The 18,489-nt window shown below is 65.0% G+C and carries 16 protein-coding genes; 8 read left to right on the forward strand and 8 right to left on the reverse strand.

Features of this window, described 5'->3' with window-relative positions; genetic code table 11:
- From ntrB to E2I15_RS16600, 5 genes are all read right to left on the reverse strand, one after another.
- Nucleotides 1-840, reverse strand: a complete 840-nt coding sequence (ntrB, locus tag E2I15_RS16580) for a nitrate ABC transporter permease (RefSeq protein ID WP_137480044.1) — start codon at nucleotides 838-840, stop codon at nucleotides 1-3.
- A gap of 157 nt (nucleotides 841-997) precedes the next feature.
- Entirely contained in the window at nucleotides 998-2,389 is a 1,392-nt protein-coding gene (locus tag E2I15_RS16585; protein WP_137480045.1) for a CmpA/NrtA family ABC transporter substrate-binding protein, read from the reverse strand.
- A 106-nt stretch (nucleotides 2,390-2,495) separates the two neighbouring features.
- The gene (locus E2I15_RS16590) at nucleotides 2,496-3,374 is read right to left on the reverse strand and encodes a sulfurtransferase (RefSeq protein WP_137480046.1); all 879 of its coding nucleotides are present in this window, start codon (nucleotides 3,372-3,374) and stop codon (nucleotides 2,496-2,498) included.
- A 126-nt stretch (nucleotides 3,375-3,500) separates the two neighbouring features.
- Nucleotides 3,501-4,676: an acyl-CoA dehydrogenase family protein gene (locus E2I15_RS16595; protein WP_155262431.1), complete on the reverse strand. Its 1,176-nt coding sequence runs from the start codon at nucleotides 4,674-4,676 to the stop codon at nucleotides 3,501-3,503.
- A gap of 36 nt (nucleotides 4,677-4,712) precedes the next feature.
- Complete coding sequence (locus E2I15_RS16600; protein WP_016845029.1) at nucleotides 4,713-5,255, reverse strand: OsmC family protein; 543 nt, start codon at nucleotides 5,253-5,255, stop codon at nucleotides 4,713-4,715.
- Between the two features lie 255 nt (nucleotides 5,256-5,510).
- Here E2I15_RS16600 and E2I15_RS16605 point away from each other — a divergent pair, with 255 nt between their 5' ends.
- A complete protein-coding gene (locus E2I15_RS16605; protein ID WP_137480048.1) occupies nucleotides 5,511-6,176 on the forward strand; it encodes a TetR/AcrR family transcriptional regulator in 666 nt (221 codons plus the stop codon).
- A gap of 347 nt (nucleotides 6,177-6,523) precedes the next feature.
- Nucleotides 6,524-7,741, forward strand: coding sequence for a GGDEF domain-containing protein (locus tag E2I15_RS16610; RefSeq protein ID WP_137480049.1), 1,218 nt, complete (start codon nucleotides 6,524-6,526; stop codon nucleotides 7,739-7,741).
- A gap of 13 nt (nucleotides 7,742-7,754) precedes the next feature.
- Here the strand turns inward: E2I15_RS16610 and E2I15_RS16615 are convergent, their stop codons facing one another.
- Nucleotides 7,755-8,483: an SDR family oxidoreductase gene (locus E2I15_RS16615; RefSeq protein WP_137480050.1), complete on the reverse strand. Its 729-nt coding sequence runs from the start codon at nucleotides 8,481-8,483 to the stop codon at nucleotides 7,755-7,757.
- A gap of 277 nt (nucleotides 8,484-8,760) precedes the next feature.
- Between E2I15_RS16615 and E2I15_RS16620 the strand changes: the two genes are divergently transcribed.
- The 3 genes from E2I15_RS16620 (at nucleotide 8,761) to E2I15_RS16630 (ending at nucleotide 11,854) form a co-directional block, all read left to right on the forward strand.
- The gene (locus tag E2I15_RS16620; protein ID WP_137480051.1) at nucleotides 8,761-9,999 is read left to right on the forward strand and encodes an ABC transporter substrate-binding protein; all 1,239 of its coding nucleotides are present in this window, start codon (nucleotides 8,761-8,763) and stop codon (nucleotides 9,997-9,999) included.
- 196 nt (nucleotides 10,000-10,195) lie between these two features.
- Complete coding sequence (locus E2I15_RS16625) at nucleotides 10,196-10,888, forward strand: glutathione S-transferase C-terminal domain-containing protein (protein ID WP_137480052.1); 693 nt, start codon at nucleotides 10,196-10,198, stop codon at nucleotides 10,886-10,888.
- A 120-nt stretch (nucleotides 10,889-11,008) separates the two neighbouring features.
- Entirely contained in the window at nucleotides 11,009-11,854 is an 846-nt protein-coding gene (locus E2I15_RS16630) for a class I SAM-dependent methyltransferase (protein ID WP_137480053.1), read from the forward strand.
- Between the two features lie 280 nt (nucleotides 11,855-12,134).
- Here the strand turns inward: E2I15_RS16630 and E2I15_RS16635 are convergent, their stop codons facing one another.
- Nucleotides 12,135-13,334: a TrmJ/YjtD family RNA methyltransferase gene (locus E2I15_RS16635; RefSeq protein WP_137480054.1), complete on the reverse strand. Its 1,200-nt coding sequence runs from the start codon at nucleotides 13,332-13,334 to the stop codon at nucleotides 12,135-12,137.
- 305 nt (nucleotides 13,335-13,639) lie between these two features.
- Here E2I15_RS16635 and E2I15_RS16640 point away from each other — a divergent pair, with 305 nt between their 5' ends.
- The 3 genes from E2I15_RS16640 (at nucleotide 13,640) to E2I15_RS16650 (ending at nucleotide 17,245) form a co-directional block, all read left to right on the forward strand.
- A complete protein-coding gene (locus E2I15_RS16640; protein WP_155262432.1) occupies nucleotides 13,640-15,367 on the forward strand; it encodes an alpha/beta hydrolase family protein in 1,728 nt (575 codons plus the stop codon).
- A 126-nt stretch (nucleotides 15,368-15,493) separates the two neighbouring features.
- On the forward strand, nucleotides 15,494-16,708 hold the full coding sequence (locus E2I15_RS16645) for an NADP-dependent isocitrate dehydrogenase (RefSeq protein WP_137480055.1): 1,215 nt from the start codon (nucleotides 15,494-15,496) through the stop codon (nucleotides 16,706-16,708).
- 36 nt (nucleotides 16,709-16,744) lie between these two features.
- Nucleotides 16,745-17,245: a DUF3455 domain-containing protein gene (locus tag E2I15_RS16650; protein WP_170991611.1), complete on the forward strand. Its 501-nt coding sequence runs from the start codon at nucleotides 16,745-16,747 to the stop codon at nucleotides 17,243-17,245.
- On the opposite strand, the gene E2I15_RS16655 is transcribed toward E2I15_RS16650, so the two are convergent.
- Nucleotides 17,242-18,483, reverse strand: coding sequence for a cyclic nucleotide-gated ion channel (locus E2I15_RS16655; protein ID WP_137480266.1), 1,242 nt, complete (start codon nucleotides 18,481-18,483; stop codon nucleotides 17,242-17,244). The genes E2I15_RS16650 and E2I15_RS16655 overlap by 4 nt on opposite strands.
- Between the last annotated feature and the right edge of the window lie 6 nt (nucleotides 18,484-18,489).

Below are 18,489 nucleotides of genomic sequence, written 5' to 3' on the forward strand. Positions count from 1 at the left end.
CTACTCCGGAAACGTCACCATGCGGGTGAACCGCGCCAGCACCTGGTCGAGCAGCATGCCGACGAGGCCGATCACGAGGATCGCGATGATCACATTGGTGATCGACAGGTTATTCCACTCATTCCAGACGAAATAGCCGATGCCGGTGCCACCGACGAGCATCTCGGCGGCGACGATCACGAGCCAGGCGATCCCGATCGAGATCCGCATGCCCGTCAGGATCGTCGGCGCCGCCGCCGGCAGGATCACGGTGAAGGCGCGCCTGATGGTGCCGACCTCGAGCGTGCGCGCGACGTTGATCCACTCCTTGCGCACACCGGCGACCCCAAACGCGGTGTTGAGCAGCATCGGCCACACCGAGCAGATGAAAATGACAAAGATCGCCGAGATCGAGGAATCCTTGATCGTGTAGAGCGCGAGCGGCATCCAGGCCAGCGGCGAGATCGGCTTCAGCACCTGGATGAAGGGATCGAGCGCTTTGCTGATCAGGGGCGACATGCCGATCATGAAGCCGAGCGGGATCGCGACGACGACCGCGATCAGATAGCCGAGCCCGACGCGCCCGATCGAATAGGCAAGCTGGATGCCGAGCCCCTTGTCGTTCGGGCCGTTGTCGTAGAACGGCCGCTTCAGGTGCTCCCACAGCTTGGCGCCGACATCGAGCGGCCCCGGCATCGCCGACTTGCCCTGCGTCGCGGTCAGCCCCATCAGCCTGGCGTATTCGGGGCTCATCGCCCCCGTCGTGCCGCTGCTGCGGGTGGCGAGGTGCCAGGCGCCGAGGAAGGCGGCAAGCAGCGCGATCGAGACGATCGCGGCGCGGAGACGGAGGGAGAAGGTCACGAGCACTCCCTCCCCGCGTCGTCCCTGCGAAAGCAGGGACCCATAACCACCGGCCCCAATTGTTGCGCTGAGTGTCTCCCCGCGCGCCTAACCGAGAAAGCACGGCGTATGGGTCCCTGCTTTGGCAGGGACGACGGCGTGGTTAGAATTTTTCGCCTCACGACGATTTCCTGATCTTGAAGCTCGCGAGATAATCGTCGGGCTTGGCCGGATCGAAGCTCTTGCCCATCACCGAGAACGACTTGTACGAGGTGGCGGGTGGCGCGAGCCCCATCTCGGCCATCACCCTCCTGGTATCGGTGGCGAGATAGACCTGCTCAGCGACCGCCTTGTAGTCGACGTCGCCCTTGATCTGGCCCCAGCGCTTCATCTGCGTCAGCATCCACACCGCAAAGGACTGCCAGGGGAACGGATCGAAATCGACGCGCTTCGGATCGGTTTTCACGCCGCCGAGCCCGTCGGCGTAGGTACCGGTCAGCACCTGCTCCAGCACCGTCACCGGCGCGTTGATGTAGTTGGCCGGCGCAATCGCTTCCGCGATCTGCTTGCGGTTCTCGGCCTTGGCCGCATAACCCGTGGCATCCACGATCGCGCGGGTCAGCGCCGCGAAGGAATTCGGCGCCGTCGTGATGAACTCGCGGCTGGCGGCAAAGCTGCAGCAGGGATGGCCGTCCCAGATCTCCTTGGAGAGTATGTGCAGGAAGCCGACCCCGTCATAGATCGCGCGCTGGCAGATATTGTCGGGCGCGAGAAAACCGTCGATGTTGTCGGCACGCAGATTGGCGACCATCTCCGGCGGCGGCACCGAGCGGAGCTGCACGTCGGTATCCGGATCGAGCCCGTGCTCGGCGAGGTAATAGCGCAGCAGATAATTGTGCATGGAGTAGTCGAACGGAATGGCGAACTTCATGCCCTTCCAGTCCTTCGGATCGCGCCTGTCCTTGTGCTTCATCGCCAGCGTGATGCCCTGCCCGTTGATGTTCTCGATCGCAGGGACCGTGAACGGTATGGCGTTGGCGCCAAGGCCGAGCGAGATCGCGATCGGCATCGGCGCCAGCATGTGGGCGGCGTCGTATTCGTTGTTGATGGTCTTGTCGCGAATGACCGCCCAGCCGGCGGTCTTCACCACCTCGACGTTGAGGTCCTGCTTGGCATAGAAGCCGAGCGGCGCCGCCATGATGATCGGGGTCGCGCAGGTGATCGGGATGAAGCCGACTTTGAGGTCCTTCTTCTCCGGCGGTCCGGCGTCGGCGAACGCCTCCGTCGCCGTCTTCAGCGGGAAGAACTGCGACAGCGCGGCGAGCGCCGTCGCGGCGCCAACCGATTTCAGGAAAGCGCGGCGCGCGACATCCTGCGGAAACACCGCCCGCATCACCGCCGACGCGACGATGCCTTCGTAGCGCTTCCGTTCGCTGAGATCGGCGACCGGCTCGCAGCGCAGCGTGCGCGCGGCCTGCTCATGCTCGGCGGCTGAGCGATGCCAGCCGCAGGCGCAACCCGATCGTGTGAGCACGCGGTCGGCGTCGAAGGGATCATCTGAGGTGGACATACTGCGCCCCATTGTCGCACCGAAACGCAGAGAGCTCCGCGATCCGGTTCATCGATCGGTGTCCGGCCGCGTTTTGCGCCGCCGGACACCAACAAACATGCAGGTTCTATGCCGCCTTGCCGGTGACGACGGGCGCGGTCGGCAGGCCCTCATCGATCGGCAGCGACGGGTCGCGCGACCACTCGTTCCAGGAGCCGAAATACATCCGCACGTCCTTCACGCCGGCATTCTTCAACGCCAGGAAGGTGTTCGAGGCGCGCGCCCCCTTGAAGCAGTAGAGATAGACCGGCGTGGTCTGCGAGATGCCGACGGTGGCGCACTCCGCCAGGATCTCATCCTTCGACTTGAAGCGCGGGCCCTCCGCGGTCGGCTTCATCATGCGGTACCATTCCAGCCACACCGCACCGGGGATGCGGCCCTTGCGCGGACAGAAATCCTTGCCGTAGGGCGAGGAGCTTTCGCCGATCCACTCGTCGACGTCGCGCACGTCGAGGATCGCAACGCCGGGCTTGCCGACCGCCGCCAGCATCGCCTTGGCGTCGATCATGATGTCGCCGGCCTCCGGCACGATCGCAAAGGAGGCCTTCGCCGGCGCCGCAACGTCGGTGGTCACCGGCAGGTCGGCCGCCTTCCAGGCATCGAAGCCGCCATGCAGCACCTTCACCATGGGATAACCCAGCATCGTCAGAAGATAGTAGCCGCGGCAGGATTGGCCGAAGCCGGAATTCATCGACTGCTCGTAGATCACGGCGGTCTCCTTGCCGGAAAGACCGGCGGCACCGAACGCATCCGCGAACCTGGTCTTCAGCTCGTGGATGCCTTCCGGCGTCGAGGTCGCAAGGAACGTGAAGATGTCGTGCACATTGACGGCACCGGGCAGATGGCCGGCCGCAAAGGCATCCGGATTCCGCGTGTCGATGATGACACACGGGTCTTTCTTGACGAGCTCGGCAAGTTCGCCGGCGGTGATCAGAACGTCCGTCATGGCAGCCTCTCCTGTCTGTGGTTGCAGTTGTGGTGGTCCCGAACTTGTTTGAGCATGATCTCCGCGCAAAACGCGTTCCGCGTTCGTCGCGAGGGAGAACCGGTTTCCACTTTTCCGGATCATGCTTCAGCCGTCCGCCAGCATCTTGCGCAGCTGCTTGGTGGCGGGCGTGACAATGGCGACGAAATAGGCCTCGCGCAGCCTGCGCTGGGCGCGGTGGCTCATCAGGTAGCCGCGCGCGCCGCAATGGAGCATCGCGGCATGTGCGAATGCGACGCTGGCATCGCCGATCCGCAGCCGCAGTGCGACGACGCGGCGCCAGTAGCTGTCATCGGCATTGTAGGGATCGCTTGCCAGCGCCATCGCCTCCTTCTCGAACTCGGCATAGAGCTCGCGGAATTGCAGCGGCTGTTGCGGCAGATAGCGGTTGACGTGTCCGAGCGGCGCATGGACCTCGTCCATGATGTTGATGCAATCCTTCATCAACCCAAGACCCATGCCGGCCTGCAACAGGATGAAGCCGGCGCGGATCTTCTTGACGAACGGCGCAGCCGGCTCGGCCAGGATCAGTTCCTCCGGCACGAACACGTCGCGAAACTGGACACCATAGGTACCGGTGCCGTCCATCGCCAGGAACGGCTTGCAGGGCGTCAGCGTGATCGCGGGATCGGAGCAGTCGGCGAGGAACATCACGGTGCCGCCCGGCTCGCCGCTTGCGATGCCGCCCGGCTCGCCGCTTGCGATGGCGCCCGGCTGGCCCTTGGTGCCCTCGTCCTCGCGCTCGAAGATCGTGCCGAAGTAATGGCCGGGCCCGAGGTTCGACACCCAGGGCAGCGCGCCGCGGACGATGTAGCCGCCCTCGACCTTGCGGCCCTTCAGCTTCAGCCGCTCGATGCCGAAGAAGCTCTTCATCGGGTTGGAGAGCCCGGTGCCGCCGAGCACGCGCCCGCGCGAGAAGCAGTCACCGAAGCGCGCGGCGAGCTTCATGTTGGTGGAGTTGGCGACGTACCAGACCAGCGTGTTCTGGCACCACGCCATGAAGGCGGTGGCGCCGCAGACCTCGCCGAGCGCGGCCATCGACTGGATGGCCCAGCGCAGGTCGGCAGGACCTTCCTGCGGCACATGGCTGCTCCAGGCGCCGACCTTGCCGAGCCGGTGCAGGAATTCGCCGGGATAGACCGAGCCGGCATCGACCGCGGCTGCGATCGGCGCCAGCTCCTGACGGGCAAGGCGGGCAACCTCGTCCGCAATGGTCGGTGCGGGATCTTGAGCTGCGACCCGCGACAAAGCCAGTGAACCCATGGATGATCTCCGCACCTTGAATTGCCGGCCGGGCGTTTACGCGCTGACCTCGAGATTGACGGGACGGGTGAAGGTGTTGGCGACCGGCGACCACTTCTTCACATGCGCCACCAGCGCGTCGATCTCGGCCTGCGAGACCCCCTCGCACTCCATGTCGACCTTGACGCGGACGTCGGTGAAGCCGACCGGCTTCTCGCTGACGTCGCCGGTGCCCCACACCGCAGTGATGTTGAGATCGCCCTCGAGCTCGAGCTCGAGCTTGTTGACGACCCACCCGCGATGCACGGCGTTGGCGTGCAGGCCGACAGCGAGGCAGGAGCCGAGCGCGGCGAGCGAGGCCTCGGAGGGATTGGGCGCGGTGTCGTCGCCGAGCAGGCCCGGCGGCTCGTCGACGATGTAGGGCGCGAGGTTGCGGATGTAGTTGGCATGGCGGAACTTGCCCTCGGCCACCGTCTTGCACTTCAAGGTCTTGATCACCTTCGGGTTGGCCTTGCCATTGGCAATCAGCTGCTCGAGCCCGCCTCTGTCGATCGGCGCGAGGCAGCCGGTCAGTGCGGTTTTCTGGGCGACAGCGGTCATCAGTTTTCTCCCTGGGAGCGATGGAATTGGTCAGGATACCGAACGGTCTGTTTCCTGCACGAAGCGTGCCAGTCCCGCCGCAAATCAAAAGGCGAAATCCCGCAGGCGCTTAAGCGGAGCTGCCTGCGGATTGATCAGTGCCGGCCTGCTCAATCGCCAAGCAAATGCCGCGCGACCGCGATGATTTTCAGCGCATCGATAGGGGCATGAAGATGCGACTTGATGATTCTGCCGCGCTCCGATTTACTGCCGCGCATGGCCAAATCGCTTGCGAAGAAAAAAACTGCCGCGGCGTTCACCGCCGGCGACGATGAATCGGCGCGCGGGCGCCTGCTGAACGCCGCAACGCGGCTGTTCTGCAAGAACGGCATCAACGCCACCGGCATCGATGCGATCATCGACGAGGCCGGAACCGCGAAGACCACGCTCTACAAGCTGTTCGGCTCGAAGACCAACCTCGTGCATGCGGTGCTGGAGAACGAAGGCCGGCAGTGGCGCGAATGGTTCATCGGCGCGATCGAGGCCGGCGGCGGCGATCCGCAGACCAAGCTGTCGCGGATCTTCCCTGCCCTGAAGACCTGGTTCGCCGAGGAGCGCTTCTACGGCTGCCCCTTCATCAACGCGGTCGCCGAGCACGACAAGGACGCCAAGCAGTTCCGCAACATCGCGCTGAAGCACAAGAAGGCGGTGCTGGCGCATATCGAGAAGCTCGCCGGCGAAATGGGCGCGGCCGAGCCGGCCGTGCTCGCGCACCAGCTCGCGCTGCTGATCGACGGCGCCATCGTCGCCGCCATGGTGTCGTGCGATCCGACCGTCGCCGACACCGCGGGCCTCGCCGCCGATAATCTGTTCGCGCCGGCGAAGCTGAAGAAGCCCAAGCGCGCGGGCAGCGCGGCGGAGCAACAACTTCTTGCCGTGTAACGCAGGGCCGCCGCAATCAGCGGGGACCCTGCTCTCATCACATGTTATCGTCTGATCGTGGCAAGCGAAGTTCGGCTCCGCTCCGGGTGCCCGAGGTGTAGACCTTTATCCGCTGGCGCGGAATAATCCCGCGGTCCTCGAAAAATCGCAGCTGGCCGGACGGATCGTCGCGACCAGCCGGCGCATCGCAGCCTCCGACATCGGTATTCATCCGGCATCGCCATTCAGCGATGCCATCCCCCTGCCCGGATTTACCTGTCGTCAATCACGCCGCGCGATCCGGGCCGGCCTTAAAAGCCCGTTAGGGCCGGCAGGGTCAGGTGCTCCTGAAAAACGGGGCAGGAACAATGCAGTCCGAAACAGGACGATACAGCCAGCCGCGCTGGGGCGTGACACGCTGGCTCGCCGATGCGGGTGCGGGCGTACCGGACGACATCCGGGCGGCGCTGATCGCCGATCTCTACGGCTCGCTGCCGGTGTTCGCCGCGGGTGCCGTCAACACCGTGGCGGTCGCCGCCGTGATTGCGATCCGCGAGCCGACCGCGCCATTCATCACCTGGGTCATCCTCGAGCTCGTCCTCTGCCTGGCGCGACTGGCGGTGCTGGTCCGCGCCCATCGTGCGGCGCGTACGCGGCGGCCAACGCCGACCGATCTGCACCTCGTGCTCGCGCTCGCCTGGAGCGCCAGCGTCGGCTTCGGCATCCTGATCAGCCTCGCAAGCGGCGACTGGGTGGTCGCGATGCTGGCCTCGTTGTCGGCGGCGGCGATGGTCGGCGGGATCTGCTTCCGCAATTTCAGCGCTCCCCGCCTTGCCGGAACGATGATCCTGCTCAGCCTCGGCCCGATCGTCCCGGGCGCCGCGCTGGCCCGCGAGCCGCTGCTCTTCATCGTCTTCCTGCAAGTGCCGCTCTATCTGTCGGCGATGACGGTCGCGGCCTTCCGCCTCAACAAGATGCTGATCGCGACCATGCGCGCGGAGCGCGAGAACGGCCATCTCGCCCATCACGACACCCTGACCGGCCTGCGCAATCGCGCCGGCTTCGTCGCCGCGCTGAACGCGAAGCTGGCGGCCCCGGCTGCAAATTGCAGGCCGTTCGCACTGCTGTTCCTCGACCTCGACAATTTCAAACCGGTCAACGACACCCATGGCCATGCGGCCGGCGACCAGGTGCTGATGCTGGCTGCCGAGCGACTGCTGCGCGCGCTGCCGGAGACTGACGTGATCGCGCGGCTCGGCGGCGACGAGTTCGTGGTGCTGGCGAATGGCGTCACCGCCGAGCAGGCCCGCGCGGTCGGGCTGCGCATCATCCAGACGGTCGCGATGCCCTACCAGCTCGCGGGCGGCGTCACGGCGCAAGTCGGCGTCAGTGTCGGCGTCGCCATCTCGCCCGAGCACGGCACGGAGGCCGAGGAGTTGCTGGCCGTTGCCGATGCCGCACTTTACGAAGCGAAATTGGAGGGCAAGGCACGGTGCCGCATGGCGTCCGTCGCAACCAACGTCGCCGCGCTCCGCCGCCTTTCGCAGAAGCGCCCCGCCACGGCCGCCGAGCGCGGCGCCGCGTGAAGCACCCGCCGCGCTACAGATCGAAATTGGTTGGCAGCATCACGACGTCGCGGATCGTCATGCCGCGCGGCCGGGTCAGCATGAACATCACGACCTCGGCAACTTCGCTGGCTTCCAGCAGGCTTCCGGCCGCCTTGGCCTCCTCAAGCTTCTCGGGCGGCCAGTCCGCCAGCAGCGCGCTGATGACGGGTCCGGGCGAGATCGAGCCGACTCGGATGCCGTGCTTGAACACCTGGCGGCGCACCGTCTGGACGAAGCAGTTGACCGCCCATTTCGACGACGCATAGACCGGCTCCCACGGCGTCGGGAAATGCGCGGCGAGCGAGCTCGTGACGATGATGTCGCCGGTGCCGCGCGCGATCATGTGCGGCAGCACATCGTGCACGTTCTTCATCACGACGTTGACGTTGAGGTTCAGCATCCGGTCGATCGCAGCGGTGTCGGCATCGACGAGGTCGCCGCCGACATAGGTCCCGGCATTGGCGTGCAGGATGTCGAGCTGGCCGGCCTTCTCGAGCACCTTCGGCAGCAGCGTCGCGCAATCGCCGGGATCGAGCAGGTCGAGCAACAGCGGGATTGCCGCATCGCCGTGCTTGCGCCCGAGCGCCTGCAGCGCGGCGGCGTCGCGGTCGACCATCACCACGCGCGCGCCCGCGATCAGCATCGCCTCGCTGCTCGCCCGTCCAATGCCCGACGCCGCGCCGGTCACGGCCGCCACCTTGCCTTCCAGTGCTTTCGCCATCGGTCCACCCTGCCGAAATCGCCACGATATCTGCCGCAGTATAGCAATTCGGGGCGGCGTTTCGGTAACCGAGGGTGGAAAAGCATTCCGTCGCGCCGCGGCGGCTGCCGAATATTTCTGATGATAGCGACTGCGCACAAGTTCCACCGCGCTCCTTTCATAGACTGGTTTGATCCGGCTTGGGCACTGTGAAATGCTTCACGCCGACATGCCCGTCAGAGGCTGCCAAAACGGCCAATAATGCCAAACGGCCAACAAGAAGAAGCGGAGGAACACAATGACAAGGCCCCGTTCACCCCGGCCAACCCGCCGTCATCTCATCAAGGGCGCCGCCGCCACGTCAGCCACGCTGCTGTTCGGCAAGCCCGCCATCGCCAAGGGCAAGGCGGAGGGCAAGACCGAGATCGTCATCGGCAATATCGACGCCTATTCGGGACCGGCTGCGGTCTATTCGTCGATCGGCCGCACGCCCGGCGGCTATTTCAAGATGATCAACGAGCAAGGCGGCATCAACGGCCGCATGATCAAATACATCACCTATGACGACGCCTACAGCCCGGCCAAGACCGTCGAGCAGGCGCGCAAGCTCGTCGAAGGCGACGAGATCGACGTTCTGTTCTCGCCGCTCGGTGCGCCGACCAATGCGGCGATCATGAAATACATGAACCAGAAGAAGATCCCGCATCTGTTCATCGCTTCCGGCGCGACCAAGTTCGGCGACCACAAGAACTTCCCGTACACGATGGGCTTCATGCCCTGCTATCAGATCGAGGGGCGGACCTTCGCGCAGCACGTACTCGCGACCCAGCCCGATGCCAGGATCGGCATCATCTACCAGAACGACGATTTCGGCCGCGACGTCTTGAAGGGGTTCAAGGACGGACTTGGCGGCAGGACATCGTCGATCGTGGCGGAGTTGTCCTATGAGACGTCGGATCCGACCATCGACAGCCAGGTGGTGCGATGCAAATCCGCCGGCGCCAACGTGTTCATGAGCATGACGACGCCGAAATTCGCGGCCCAGGGCATCAAGAAGGTCGCCGAGCTGAACTGGCAGCCGACGCACTATATCGGCAACAACGCCTCCTCCGCTGGCTCGACGCTGAAGGCCGCGGGCTTCGACATTTCCAAGGGCATCATCTCGAGCGCCTACATGAAGGACCCCGTCGACGCCGCCTGGGACAGCGATCCCGCGGTGGTGAAGTGGCGGGCGTTTCTCGACAAATACGATCCGGCGGCGGCCAAGAACGACATCTACGCCGCGATCGCCTATGTCGTCAGCCAGGTCATGGTTCAGGTGCTCAAGCAGTGCGGCGACGATGTCTCGTCCGAAAGCATCATCAAACAGGCGGCGAACCTCAGGGATTTCGAATCCGACCTCCTGCTGTCAGGCATCAAGGTCAACACCTCGCCGACCGACTACTACCCGCTCGAGCAGTTGCAACTGGTGCGCTTCAGCGGCGAACGCTACGAGATCCTGGGGCCGGTGATCGACGGCGGCATCTCGAAGGCTTGATCGTTTGGGGACGTGTACTCATCAACGTCGGCTTCCGGCAACGAAGCCGACGATGTTCAGCCCGATCGTCATCCGCGGCTTATGACCCGAGGCAGTGTTTGTGCCGTCTTGTCCCGACGCGGCCTTCCCTGCCTGTCATTTCCAGCTGACCAGTTTTGAGGTAGCCTGCAGCCACCCTTGAACGTGACGAGCCGCCATGCTCACGCTCTATTCCTATCCGCCGCTGTTCGGCGTCGCCGACAACAATGGCTATGGCCTGAAGGTATTCGCCTTTCTGAAGCTCGCCGGTGTGCCGTTCCGGCACGAGCACATCTTCGATGCCTCGAAGGCACCGCGCCAGCAATTGCCCTATATCGTCGACGGCCGTGACACTGTCGGCGACAGCGAGACCATCCTCGCCTTTGTCACCGGAAAATATGGCGTGACGCTGGATGCCGCGCTGACGCCGGCGCAGCGCACGACCAATTTCCTCGTCACGCGGACGCTCGACGATCTCTACTGGGTGATGTCCTATTCGCGCTGGCAGGACGAGCGCTACTGGCCCCTGTTCCGCGATGCGCTCAAGCGCGAGCATCCGGGCCTCACCGACGACGGCTTGATGAAGGCCAAGGAGTTCAACGCCCGGCGCTATTACTATCAGGGCATCGGCCGCTTCGAGCCCGACGCCGCGATGGCCCGCGGGCTCGCCGATCTCGCCGCACTGGCGAGCCTGATCCCGAGCCAAGGCTATGTGCATGGCGACAAACCGACGACCGTCGATGCCGGCATCTATGGCTTCGTGGCCAACATCTACTTCTACGACATCAACACGCCGCTGAAGCAATTCGTGGTCTCGCACGAAGCTCTGGTACAACATTGCCGCGCCGTCCACGCGGCAGTGGGCAAGTGAGTCGGGCCAACTCAACCTCCATTCAGCTGCCCGCCGGCTGTAGTTCGCATCCATTTGGAATTTTTGAAGTTTATTTCAGCCGACACTCGGTCGGATTTTCAGCACCAGGAGATTGATCAAATGCAGACACCTACCGCAAACCCCCGAGGAGCAGAGTTTTGGAACAGCACCATGGGGCACTCATGGGTTTCACAGCAAGCCGTGATCAGCGATGTCTTCACGTCGGTCACCAGCGTCAGCTTGGGTGCTGCGGCGGCAAAACCGGGTGATCATGTGATCGATATCGGATGCGGCACCGGTGACACACTGTTGGCGTTCGCCAGGATTGTTGGTCCGTCAGGTGCCGTGTTGGGCGTCGATATCTCGGTTCCGATGCTGGATCTGGCCAGGCATCGTGTCGCCGAGGCGGGACTTGGCAACGTCACTTGTGCACTGGCCGACGCGACGATCTACGGCTTCGAACCTCGCCGGGCGGATCTGGTGTATTCGCGTTTTGGCCTGATGTTCTTCGATGACCCGGTCAAGGCCTTCGCCAACATCCGCAGCGGCATGAAGGCGGGCGGGCGGCTGGTGTTCGTCTGTTTTCGCACCATGCCGGAGTCGCCGTGGTTTCGCGTGCCGATCGAGGCGGCGCGACCGCACGTGCCGCCTCAGCCGCCGCTCGATCCATTGGCGCCTGGGATGTTTTCGTTCGCGCGCGAGGAGCGCGTTCGCGGTATCCTGACCGAGGCGGGGTTTCACGAGATTGCACTGAAGGCCATCGACGTGCCGATCCATGGCGGCGACATCGCGCAAAGCATGGCCTTCATCACGCAGGCCGGCCCGCTGCCTGCGCTGCTCGAGAATGCCACGGTCGATCAACGTCATCGCGCCATGGAAGCGGTACGCAACGCGCTCGCCGCAAGCATCGGAGCGGATGGGCGCGGCCTGCATGTGGGTCTCTGGCTCGTGTCGGCGTCAGCCTAGCGAGACGCCGCCTTCTGGACTGTAAAGGCAGCTATCACGCCATCCGCGCCGCACCGCGCCTGTGGCTCGGGCGAAGCGCGTCGCGAGAACGCGTATGTGAGACTCACCGGCCGCGCAACAAACACCGTGTCGTCCATGCGAAAGCAGGAATCCATTACCCCAGATCTCAATTGTTGCGCGACGCTGCGGCCACGATCCCTTTCACAATCCAATGCGGTGGTTATGGATCCCCTGAGTTCACAAATGAAGTGCAACACTTCCTTGAGGAGGTGTTGCCATGCTACCGCCCCTGCCGCAGCCCCGCCTCCAGCCGCGCGAGCTCGCCGTCGAGATCGCGCTCGACTTCGGCCACCTGCATGTCGACCACCCGATAGTCGCGCGCCTCGAGCCAGGCTCTGCGCTTGGCGCGGTCGGCTCCGATGGCCTCGCTCTCGTTCGGGTTGACCAGTTCGATCGCGAGCCGGTGCACGAAGGAGACGAAGTCGGGAATGTGGCGGCCGACCGGGGTCTGGCGCTTGAACTGGCCGGCGAAGCGGCGGTCCCGCGTCAGCGCCTGCCACAAGATCCGTTCGGCGTCGGTCGGGTTGCGGCGGAGCAGCCGAGCGAGCCCGCGCACGGTGCTGCTGCTGTCGGCGGTCGCGCCACCCTGCCCCTGCTCGGCGAGCAGCGCCCGCAAGCGCGTCGCCTGGGCGCCGTCGAGCACCCCGCCCTTGGCGGGGCCCTTGCGGCCCTCGGCGATCGCCATCACCACCCCATGCAGCGTGTGCATGTCCTGCTTGGTCGGATCCATCCGGGTGAAGATGTTGCGCAGGTTCACCAGCATGGTGTCGCGCTTCTCCGCCGGCCGCAGGAACTCGACCTTGTCGAGCTCGGCGACGAGGTTGTCGAAGAACGCCTGCATCTGGTGCTGGGAGGCCGGCTCGGACCGTTCGGGCATCGCGAACGGCAGCGCCCCCGCGGTCGACAGCTTGAACCACTCGTACCCCATCAACAGCACTGCCTGCGCCAGATTGAGCGAGGCGAAGCCTGGATTCACCGGGAAGGTGATGATGCGGTTGGCGAGCGCGACCTCCTCATTGGTCAGGCCGGCGCGCTCGCGTCCGAACAGGATGCCGGCGCCGCCGCCGGATGCGACATGACTGACGATCTCGCCCGCCGCGCCTTCCGGCCCGACCACCGGCTTGGCCTGGTCGTGGGCCCGGGCGGTGGTCGCAAACACCAGCGTGAGATCGGCGATCGCCTGCTCGACGGTGTCGAACAGCTCGACGGAACCGATGATGTGGTCGGCGCCGGCGGCGGCGCGCTGGGCGGCAATGTTCGGCCAACCGTCGCGCGGGTTGACGATGCGCATTCTCGACAGCGCGAAGTTGCCCATCGCACGCGCGGCCATGCCGATGTTCTCGCCAAGCTGCGGCTCGACCAGGATGACGACGGGACCGGCAAGGTCGTGCCCTGCCTTGGTCTTGTCGGTGCCGGACATCTCACTTCACTTTCTGATTCAACGTCTGAAGATTTTGAATCAGCTTCCGAAGCGGCTGATTCAAACTCTCATGCAGGGCGGCGCAACCAGCTTTGCACCGGTTTTGCGCAGGACCATTTTCGCCAAGGAGATAACAGGGTTAGCGGCGTTTGCGAATCCTCAATCGGAGTCCCGATCGCACGAAGCGAAGGCTGCCGCTTGCGCGCACTTGGCCTTCGGATAGGCTATCAACCACAACCAAAGCGAAGCTGTAAAGGCACGCTTGAGACGCCGGTTGAACGGCGAGGCACCTTGGGGGGACGACGATGCGGGGCAGATGGACGCTGGCGGTTGTGGGCCTGGTCTTGATCGTGGCGGGGGGCCTGCTCGCCCACTTCACGCAGACCGCCGGCGGCATCCGGATCGAGGATGTGCGCTTCAAGGGCGCCAAGGGCAATACCATGAGCGCCCTGCTCTACATCCCACCGAATGCCACGCCGCAGATTCCGGCGCCCGGCATCCTCGCCGTCCACGGCTATATCAATTCGCGCGAGACCCAGGACGGCTTCGCCATCGAGTTTGCCCGCCGCGGCTACGTGGTGCTGGCGCTCGACCAGACCGGCCACGGCTATAGCGACCCGCCCTCCTTTGCCAACGGTTTTGGCGGACCTGACGGCCTTGCCTATCTGCGCAGCCTCCAATTCGTCGACAAGGAGAATATCGGGCTCGAGGGCCATTCGATGGGCGGCTGGACCGTGCTCGCCGCCGCGGCAGCGATGCCCAACGACTACAAGTCGATGGTGCTCGAGGGCTCGTCCACCGGCAAGCCATTCGCCGCCGAGGGCACCGTGAGCTGGCCGCGCAACACCGCGCTGGTGTTCGCGCAGTACGAGGAATTCCCCGACCTGATGTGGAGCGTCCAGCTCGCCCGCGACGTCACCAAGAGCCCAAAGCTCTGGGCGCTGTTCGGCACGCAAGGCGCGGTCGAACCGGGCAAGCTCTATGGCGATCCGGCCAACGGCACGGCGCGAGTGCTGTACACCCCCGCGTTGACCCATCCGGCCGAGCACATCTCGCATGAGGCGATCGGCTACAGCCTCGACTGGTTCGCCAAGACACTGAAGGGCGGCACGCCGCGGCCGGTCGACGACCAGATCTGGTTCCGCAAGGAGATCGGCACGCTGGTTGCGCTGATCGGCTTCATCGCCCTGGTCATCGGGACGTTCGACGGCTTGCTGGAAGCCAGGACGTTCTCCCGCCTGCGGCTGCCGGCGGTTGCCGACGGCACCATGCCGCCGCATCAGGCCGCCAGCGGCCGGCGCTGGACCACGGCGTTCATCCTGTCCGCCTTCATCCCGGCGCTGACCTATTACCCGGCCTTTGCGCTGGGCGGCACTTTCGTCACCCCGAGCGCGTTCCTGCCGCAGGGCATCACCAACCAGATCCTGGTCTGGGCCATCATCAACGGCCTGATCACGCTCGCCCTGATGCGGTTCGCCCCGAAGCGCGCCAGCCGGACCGGCCTCGTCGGTCAATCCGTCGTGATCGCGCTGGCTTCGGTCGCGGTCGGCTACGCCGCGCTGTGGCTCGCCGACCTCGCCTTCAAGATCGACTTCCGCTTCTGGATTGTCGCACTCAAGTTGATGAGCGCGAAGCAATTCCTCATCTTCCTGATCTATCTGATTCCGTTCACGGCGTTTTTCGTCGTGGCGCTGCACGTGCTGCACCGGAATTTCTCGACCATGGATGCGCCGCGCGGGGCGCTGTACCTGACCAACATCCTGGCGCTGACGTTCGGTTTCATCGTGTTGCTGGTGCTGCAATACGGCACGCTGTGGCTGACGGGAAAGCTGTTCAACCCGGTCCCGGACCCCGGTTTCGTGCCGCTCTCGACCATCGTCGCGATCCAGTTCGTGCCGCTGCTCGCGATCGTCGCCGTGATCGCGACCTTCACCTGGCGGCGGACCGGATCGAGCCTGCCGGGGGCCCTGATCGCGGGCCTGTTCGTGACCTGGTACATCGTGGCCGGGACCGCGACGCAGGCGGCGTTTTAGCTGAAAAGATGGGCTTAAAGTGCATACCCCCTCCGCTTCCGCCCGCCCCCGGGCGGTGCTATAGCGCAGGCGTATTTTCCACCCCCGCCGTCAAAAGCGCGCCGTTCCCAAGAGGGCCTCCCCGTCATGGCAAAAATCAAGGTATCCAACCCCGTCGTCGAACTCGATGGCGACGAGATGACCCGGATCATCTGGCAGTACATCAAGGACAAGCTGATCAACCCGTTCCTGGATGTCGAACTGCTCTATTTCGATCTGGGCATGGAATACCGCGATGAGACCAACGACCAGGTGACCATCGACGCCGCCGAAGCCATCAAGAAGGTCGGCGTCGGCGTCAAATGCGCCACCATCACCCCCGACGAGGCCCGGGTGAAGGAGTTCGGCCTGAAGCAGATGTGGAAGTCGCCGAACGGCACCATCCGCAACATCCTCGGCGGCTGCATCTTCCGCGAGCCGATCATCTGCAAGAACGTGCCGCGCCTGGTTCCCGGCTGGACCAAGCCGATCATCATCGGCCGCCATGCCTATGGCGACCAGTACCGCGCCACCGACATCAAGTTCCCCGGCAAGGGCACGCTGTCGCTGAAGTTCGTCGGCGAGGACGGCACCGTGATCGAGAAGGAAGTGTTCAAGGCGCCCGGCGCCGGCGTCGCGATGGAGATGTACAATCTCGACGACTCCATCACCGATTTCGCCCGCGCCTCGTTCAACTACGGCCTGATGCGCAACTACCCGGTCTATCTGTCGACCAAGAACACGATTCTGAAGGTCTATGACGGCCGCTTCAAGGACATCTTCCAGGACGTGTTCGACCGCGAGTTCAAGAAGGAATTCGACGCCAAGGGCCTGACCTACGAGCACCGCCTGATCGACGACATGGTGGCCTCGGCGCTGAAATGGTCCGGCGGCTATGTCTGGGCCTGCAAGAACTATGACGGCGACGTGCAGTCCGACACCGTGGCCCAGGGCTACGGCTCGCTCGGCCTGATGACCTCGGTGCTGCTCACCCCGGACGGCAAGACCGTGGAAGCCGAGGCCGCCCACGGCACCGTGACCCGCCACTACCGCGAGCACCAGAAGGGCAAGGAGACCTCGACCAACTCGATCGCGTCGATCTTCGCCTGGACCCGCGGCCTCGCCCATCGCGCCAAGCTCGACAACAACGAGGCGCTGGCGAAGTTCGCCACCACCCTGGAGAAGGTCTGCGTCGCGACCGTCGAGGAGGGCTACATGACCAAGGACCTCGCGCTCCTGGTCGGCGCCGACCAACGCTGGCTCTCGACCACCGGATTCCTCGACAAGGTGTCCGATAACCTCGTGAAGGCGATGGCGGCCTGAGGCAGTCATCCTGGGAAGACAGGTGCGAGCATGACCATGGCCCTTGTCAGAGCCGTCGTGCTCGCATCGTTCTCGCTCACCGGGTCGGCGGCCTTCGCTGCCGGTCCACTGCCCGACGCCGTCGCGGCGCCCGGCGAGTCCCCGGTTCTGTCGGTCCATGCCGAGGGCGTGCAGGTCTATGAGTGCAAGCCGATCACCGACGGCAAGCTTGCCTGGTCGTTCCGCGAACCGATCGCCACCCTGATCGCCGATGGCCGCACGGTCGGCCGGCACTATGCGGGTCCGAACTGGGAGCATGTCGACGGCAGCGCCGTGACCGCCCGCACCGCCGGCAGCGCACCCGGCACCACCGCCGCTGATATTCCCTGGCTGAAGCTCGAGGTGATTGCCCACCGCGGCAACGGCCTGCTCTCCGGTGTGGCTACCGTGCAGCGGATCAACACCTCGGGCGGCGAGCTCAGCGGCGCCTGCGACAAACCAGGCGCGCTGAAGGGCGCGGCCTACTCCGCCGACTACGTCTTCCTGCGCCGCGACTAATCGCGGATGCCGCCGTCGGCCTCGCGCGGCGCCTGGGCGATCTCTGCAGCGGCCAGGTCACCGCCGGCCGTGAGCGGATCGGCGAGCCGCGCCTCCGCGGTCTCCCTGACATGGGCGGCGAGCGCCGGCATGCGCTCGATGAGGGCATGGAAGTCCTGGGCATCGAGCACCAGGAGCTTGGTCTTGCGCGTCGCCGTCACCGTGCCGGAGCGGCTGGTCCGCCGCAGCAGCGCGATCTCGCCGAAGAACGCGCCGTCGGAAAGCCGCACAAGCTGGCTCGGCAGGTCGATCTCGACCTCGCCCGCGGTGATGAAATACATCGATGAGGCCGCATCGCCGCGCCGCACCAGCACCTCGCCGGCCTCGATGGTCTGCGACCGCAGCAGGCGCATGATGTCGGAAATATCAGCTGCGTTGAGATGCGAGAACAGCGGCACCCGCGCCAGCATGCCCCAGGTCACGACGAAGTCGCGGCGCCGGACCTCGTCGGCGAACGCGGTCGAGATGATCGCGACCGGCAGCGCGATCATCGCAAAGCCGACCACGATCGCGACCACCGTGACGGTCCGGCCGAGCGGCGTAATCGGGACGACGTCGCCGTAACCGACGGTGCCGAGCGTCACGATCGCCCACCACATCGCCTGCGGCATGGTGCCGAACTTGTCCGGCTGCACGTTGTGCTCGATGGCATAGAGCAGCGAGGCAAACAGCAGAACCGCGCCGGTCAGGATCACCACGCAGCCGAACAGCGTGCGCCGCTCGGCATGCAGCGCCGCCAGCAGCGAGCGCATCGCGGTCGAATAGCGCACCAGCTTGAGGAACGGCAGCATGCCGAGCAGCACCAGCGCGGTCTTGTCGCCGATTGCGAGCGCAATGGCCGACGGCAGGAAGGCCAGCAGGTCGATCACCCCGAGCGCCGAGAAGGCGTATTCCAGCCGTGCCCGCGCCGGCGTCATGTCGCGCAGGGAGTGGCCGACCACGCTCCACAGCCGCGCGGCATATTCCAGCGCGAAGGCGGTGACCGCCGCGATCTCGATGGTCGTCAGCAGCCAGCCGAACTGCACGTCGATCTCGGGCATGGAGGCCAGGATCGCCGCCAGCACGTCAACGGCGATGATGGCGATGATGGTCCGGGCAAACCGCAAACCGCCCGAATGCGGCAGATCATCGCGCTCGAGCAGCTCGTAGAGACGGTCGCGCAGCCGGGGATCGCTGATCGTGGGCTTGAGCGGAGCCATCGTCAC

Origin of the sequence: Bradyrhizobium sp. BR2003 (assembly GCF_009720285.1) — a bacterium.
In the GTDB taxonomy this organism is placed as follows: domain Bacteria; phylum Pseudomonadota; class Alphaproteobacteria; order Rhizobiales; family Xanthobacteraceae; genus Bradyrhizobium; species Bradyrhizobium elkanii.

What these genes read in the sequence shown, in the direction of transcription:
- E2I15_RS16585 (WP_137480045.1), bottom strand. Translation starts at nt 2,389, where the DNA reads ATGTCCACCTCAGATGATCCCTTCGACGCCGACCGCGTGCTCACACGA.
- E2I15_RS16590 (WP_137480046.1), bottom strand. Translation starts at nt 3,374, where the DNA reads ATGACGGACGTTCTGATCACCGCCGGCGAACTTGCCGAGCTCGTCAAG.
- E2I15_RS16595 (WP_155262431.1), bottom strand. Translation starts at nt 4,676, where the DNA reads ATGGGTTCACTGGCTTTGTCGCGGGTCGCAGCTCAAGATCCCGCACCG.
- E2I15_RS16600 (WP_016845029.1), bottom strand. Translation starts at nt 5,255, where the DNA reads ATGACCGCTGTCGCCCAGAAAACCGCACTGACCGGCTGCCTCGCGCCG.
- E2I15_RS16605 (WP_137480048.1), top strand. Translation starts at nt 5,511, where the DNA reads ATGGCCAAATCGCTTGCGAAGAAAAAAACTGCCGCGGCGTTCACCGCC.
- E2I15_RS16610 (WP_137480049.1), top strand. Translation starts at nt 6,524, where the DNA reads ATGCAGTCCGAAACAGGACGATACAGCCAGCCGCGCTGGGGCGTGACA.
- E2I15_RS16615 (WP_137480050.1), bottom strand. Translation starts at nt 8,483, where the DNA reads ATGGCGAAAGCACTGGAAGGCAAGGTGGCGGCCGTGACCGGCGCGGCG.
- E2I15_RS16620 (WP_137480051.1), top strand. Translation starts at nt 8,761, where the DNA reads ATGACAAGGCCCCGTTCACCCCGGCCAACCCGCCGTCATCTCATCAAG.
- E2I15_RS16625 (WP_137480052.1), top strand. Translation starts at nt 10,196, where the DNA reads ATGCTCACGCTCTATTCCTATCCGCCGCTGTTCGGCGTCGCCGACAAC.
- E2I15_RS16630 (WP_137480053.1), top strand. Translation starts at nt 11,009, where the DNA reads ATGCAGACACCTACCGCAAACCCCCGAGGAGCAGAGTTTTGGAACAGC.
- E2I15_RS16635 (WP_137480054.1), bottom strand. Translation starts at nt 13,334, where the DNA reads ATGTCCGGCACCGACAAGACCAAGGCAGGGCACGACCTTGCCGGTCCC.
- E2I15_RS16640 (WP_155262432.1), top strand. Translation starts at nt 13,640, where the DNA reads ATGCGGGGCAGATGGACGCTGGCGGTTGTGGGCCTGGTCTTGATCGTG.
- E2I15_RS16645 (WP_137480055.1), top strand. Translation starts at nt 15,494, where the DNA reads ATGGCAAAAATCAAGGTATCCAACCCCGTCGTCGAACTCGATGGCGAC.
- E2I15_RS16650 (WP_170991611.1), top strand. Translation starts at nt 16,745, where the DNA reads ATGGCCCTTGTCAGAGCCGTCGTGCTCGCATCGTTCTCGCTCACCGGG.
- E2I15_RS16655 (WP_137480266.1), bottom strand. Translation starts at nt 18,483, where the DNA reads ATGGCTCCGCTCAAGCCCACGATCAGCGATCCCCGGCTGCGCGACCGT.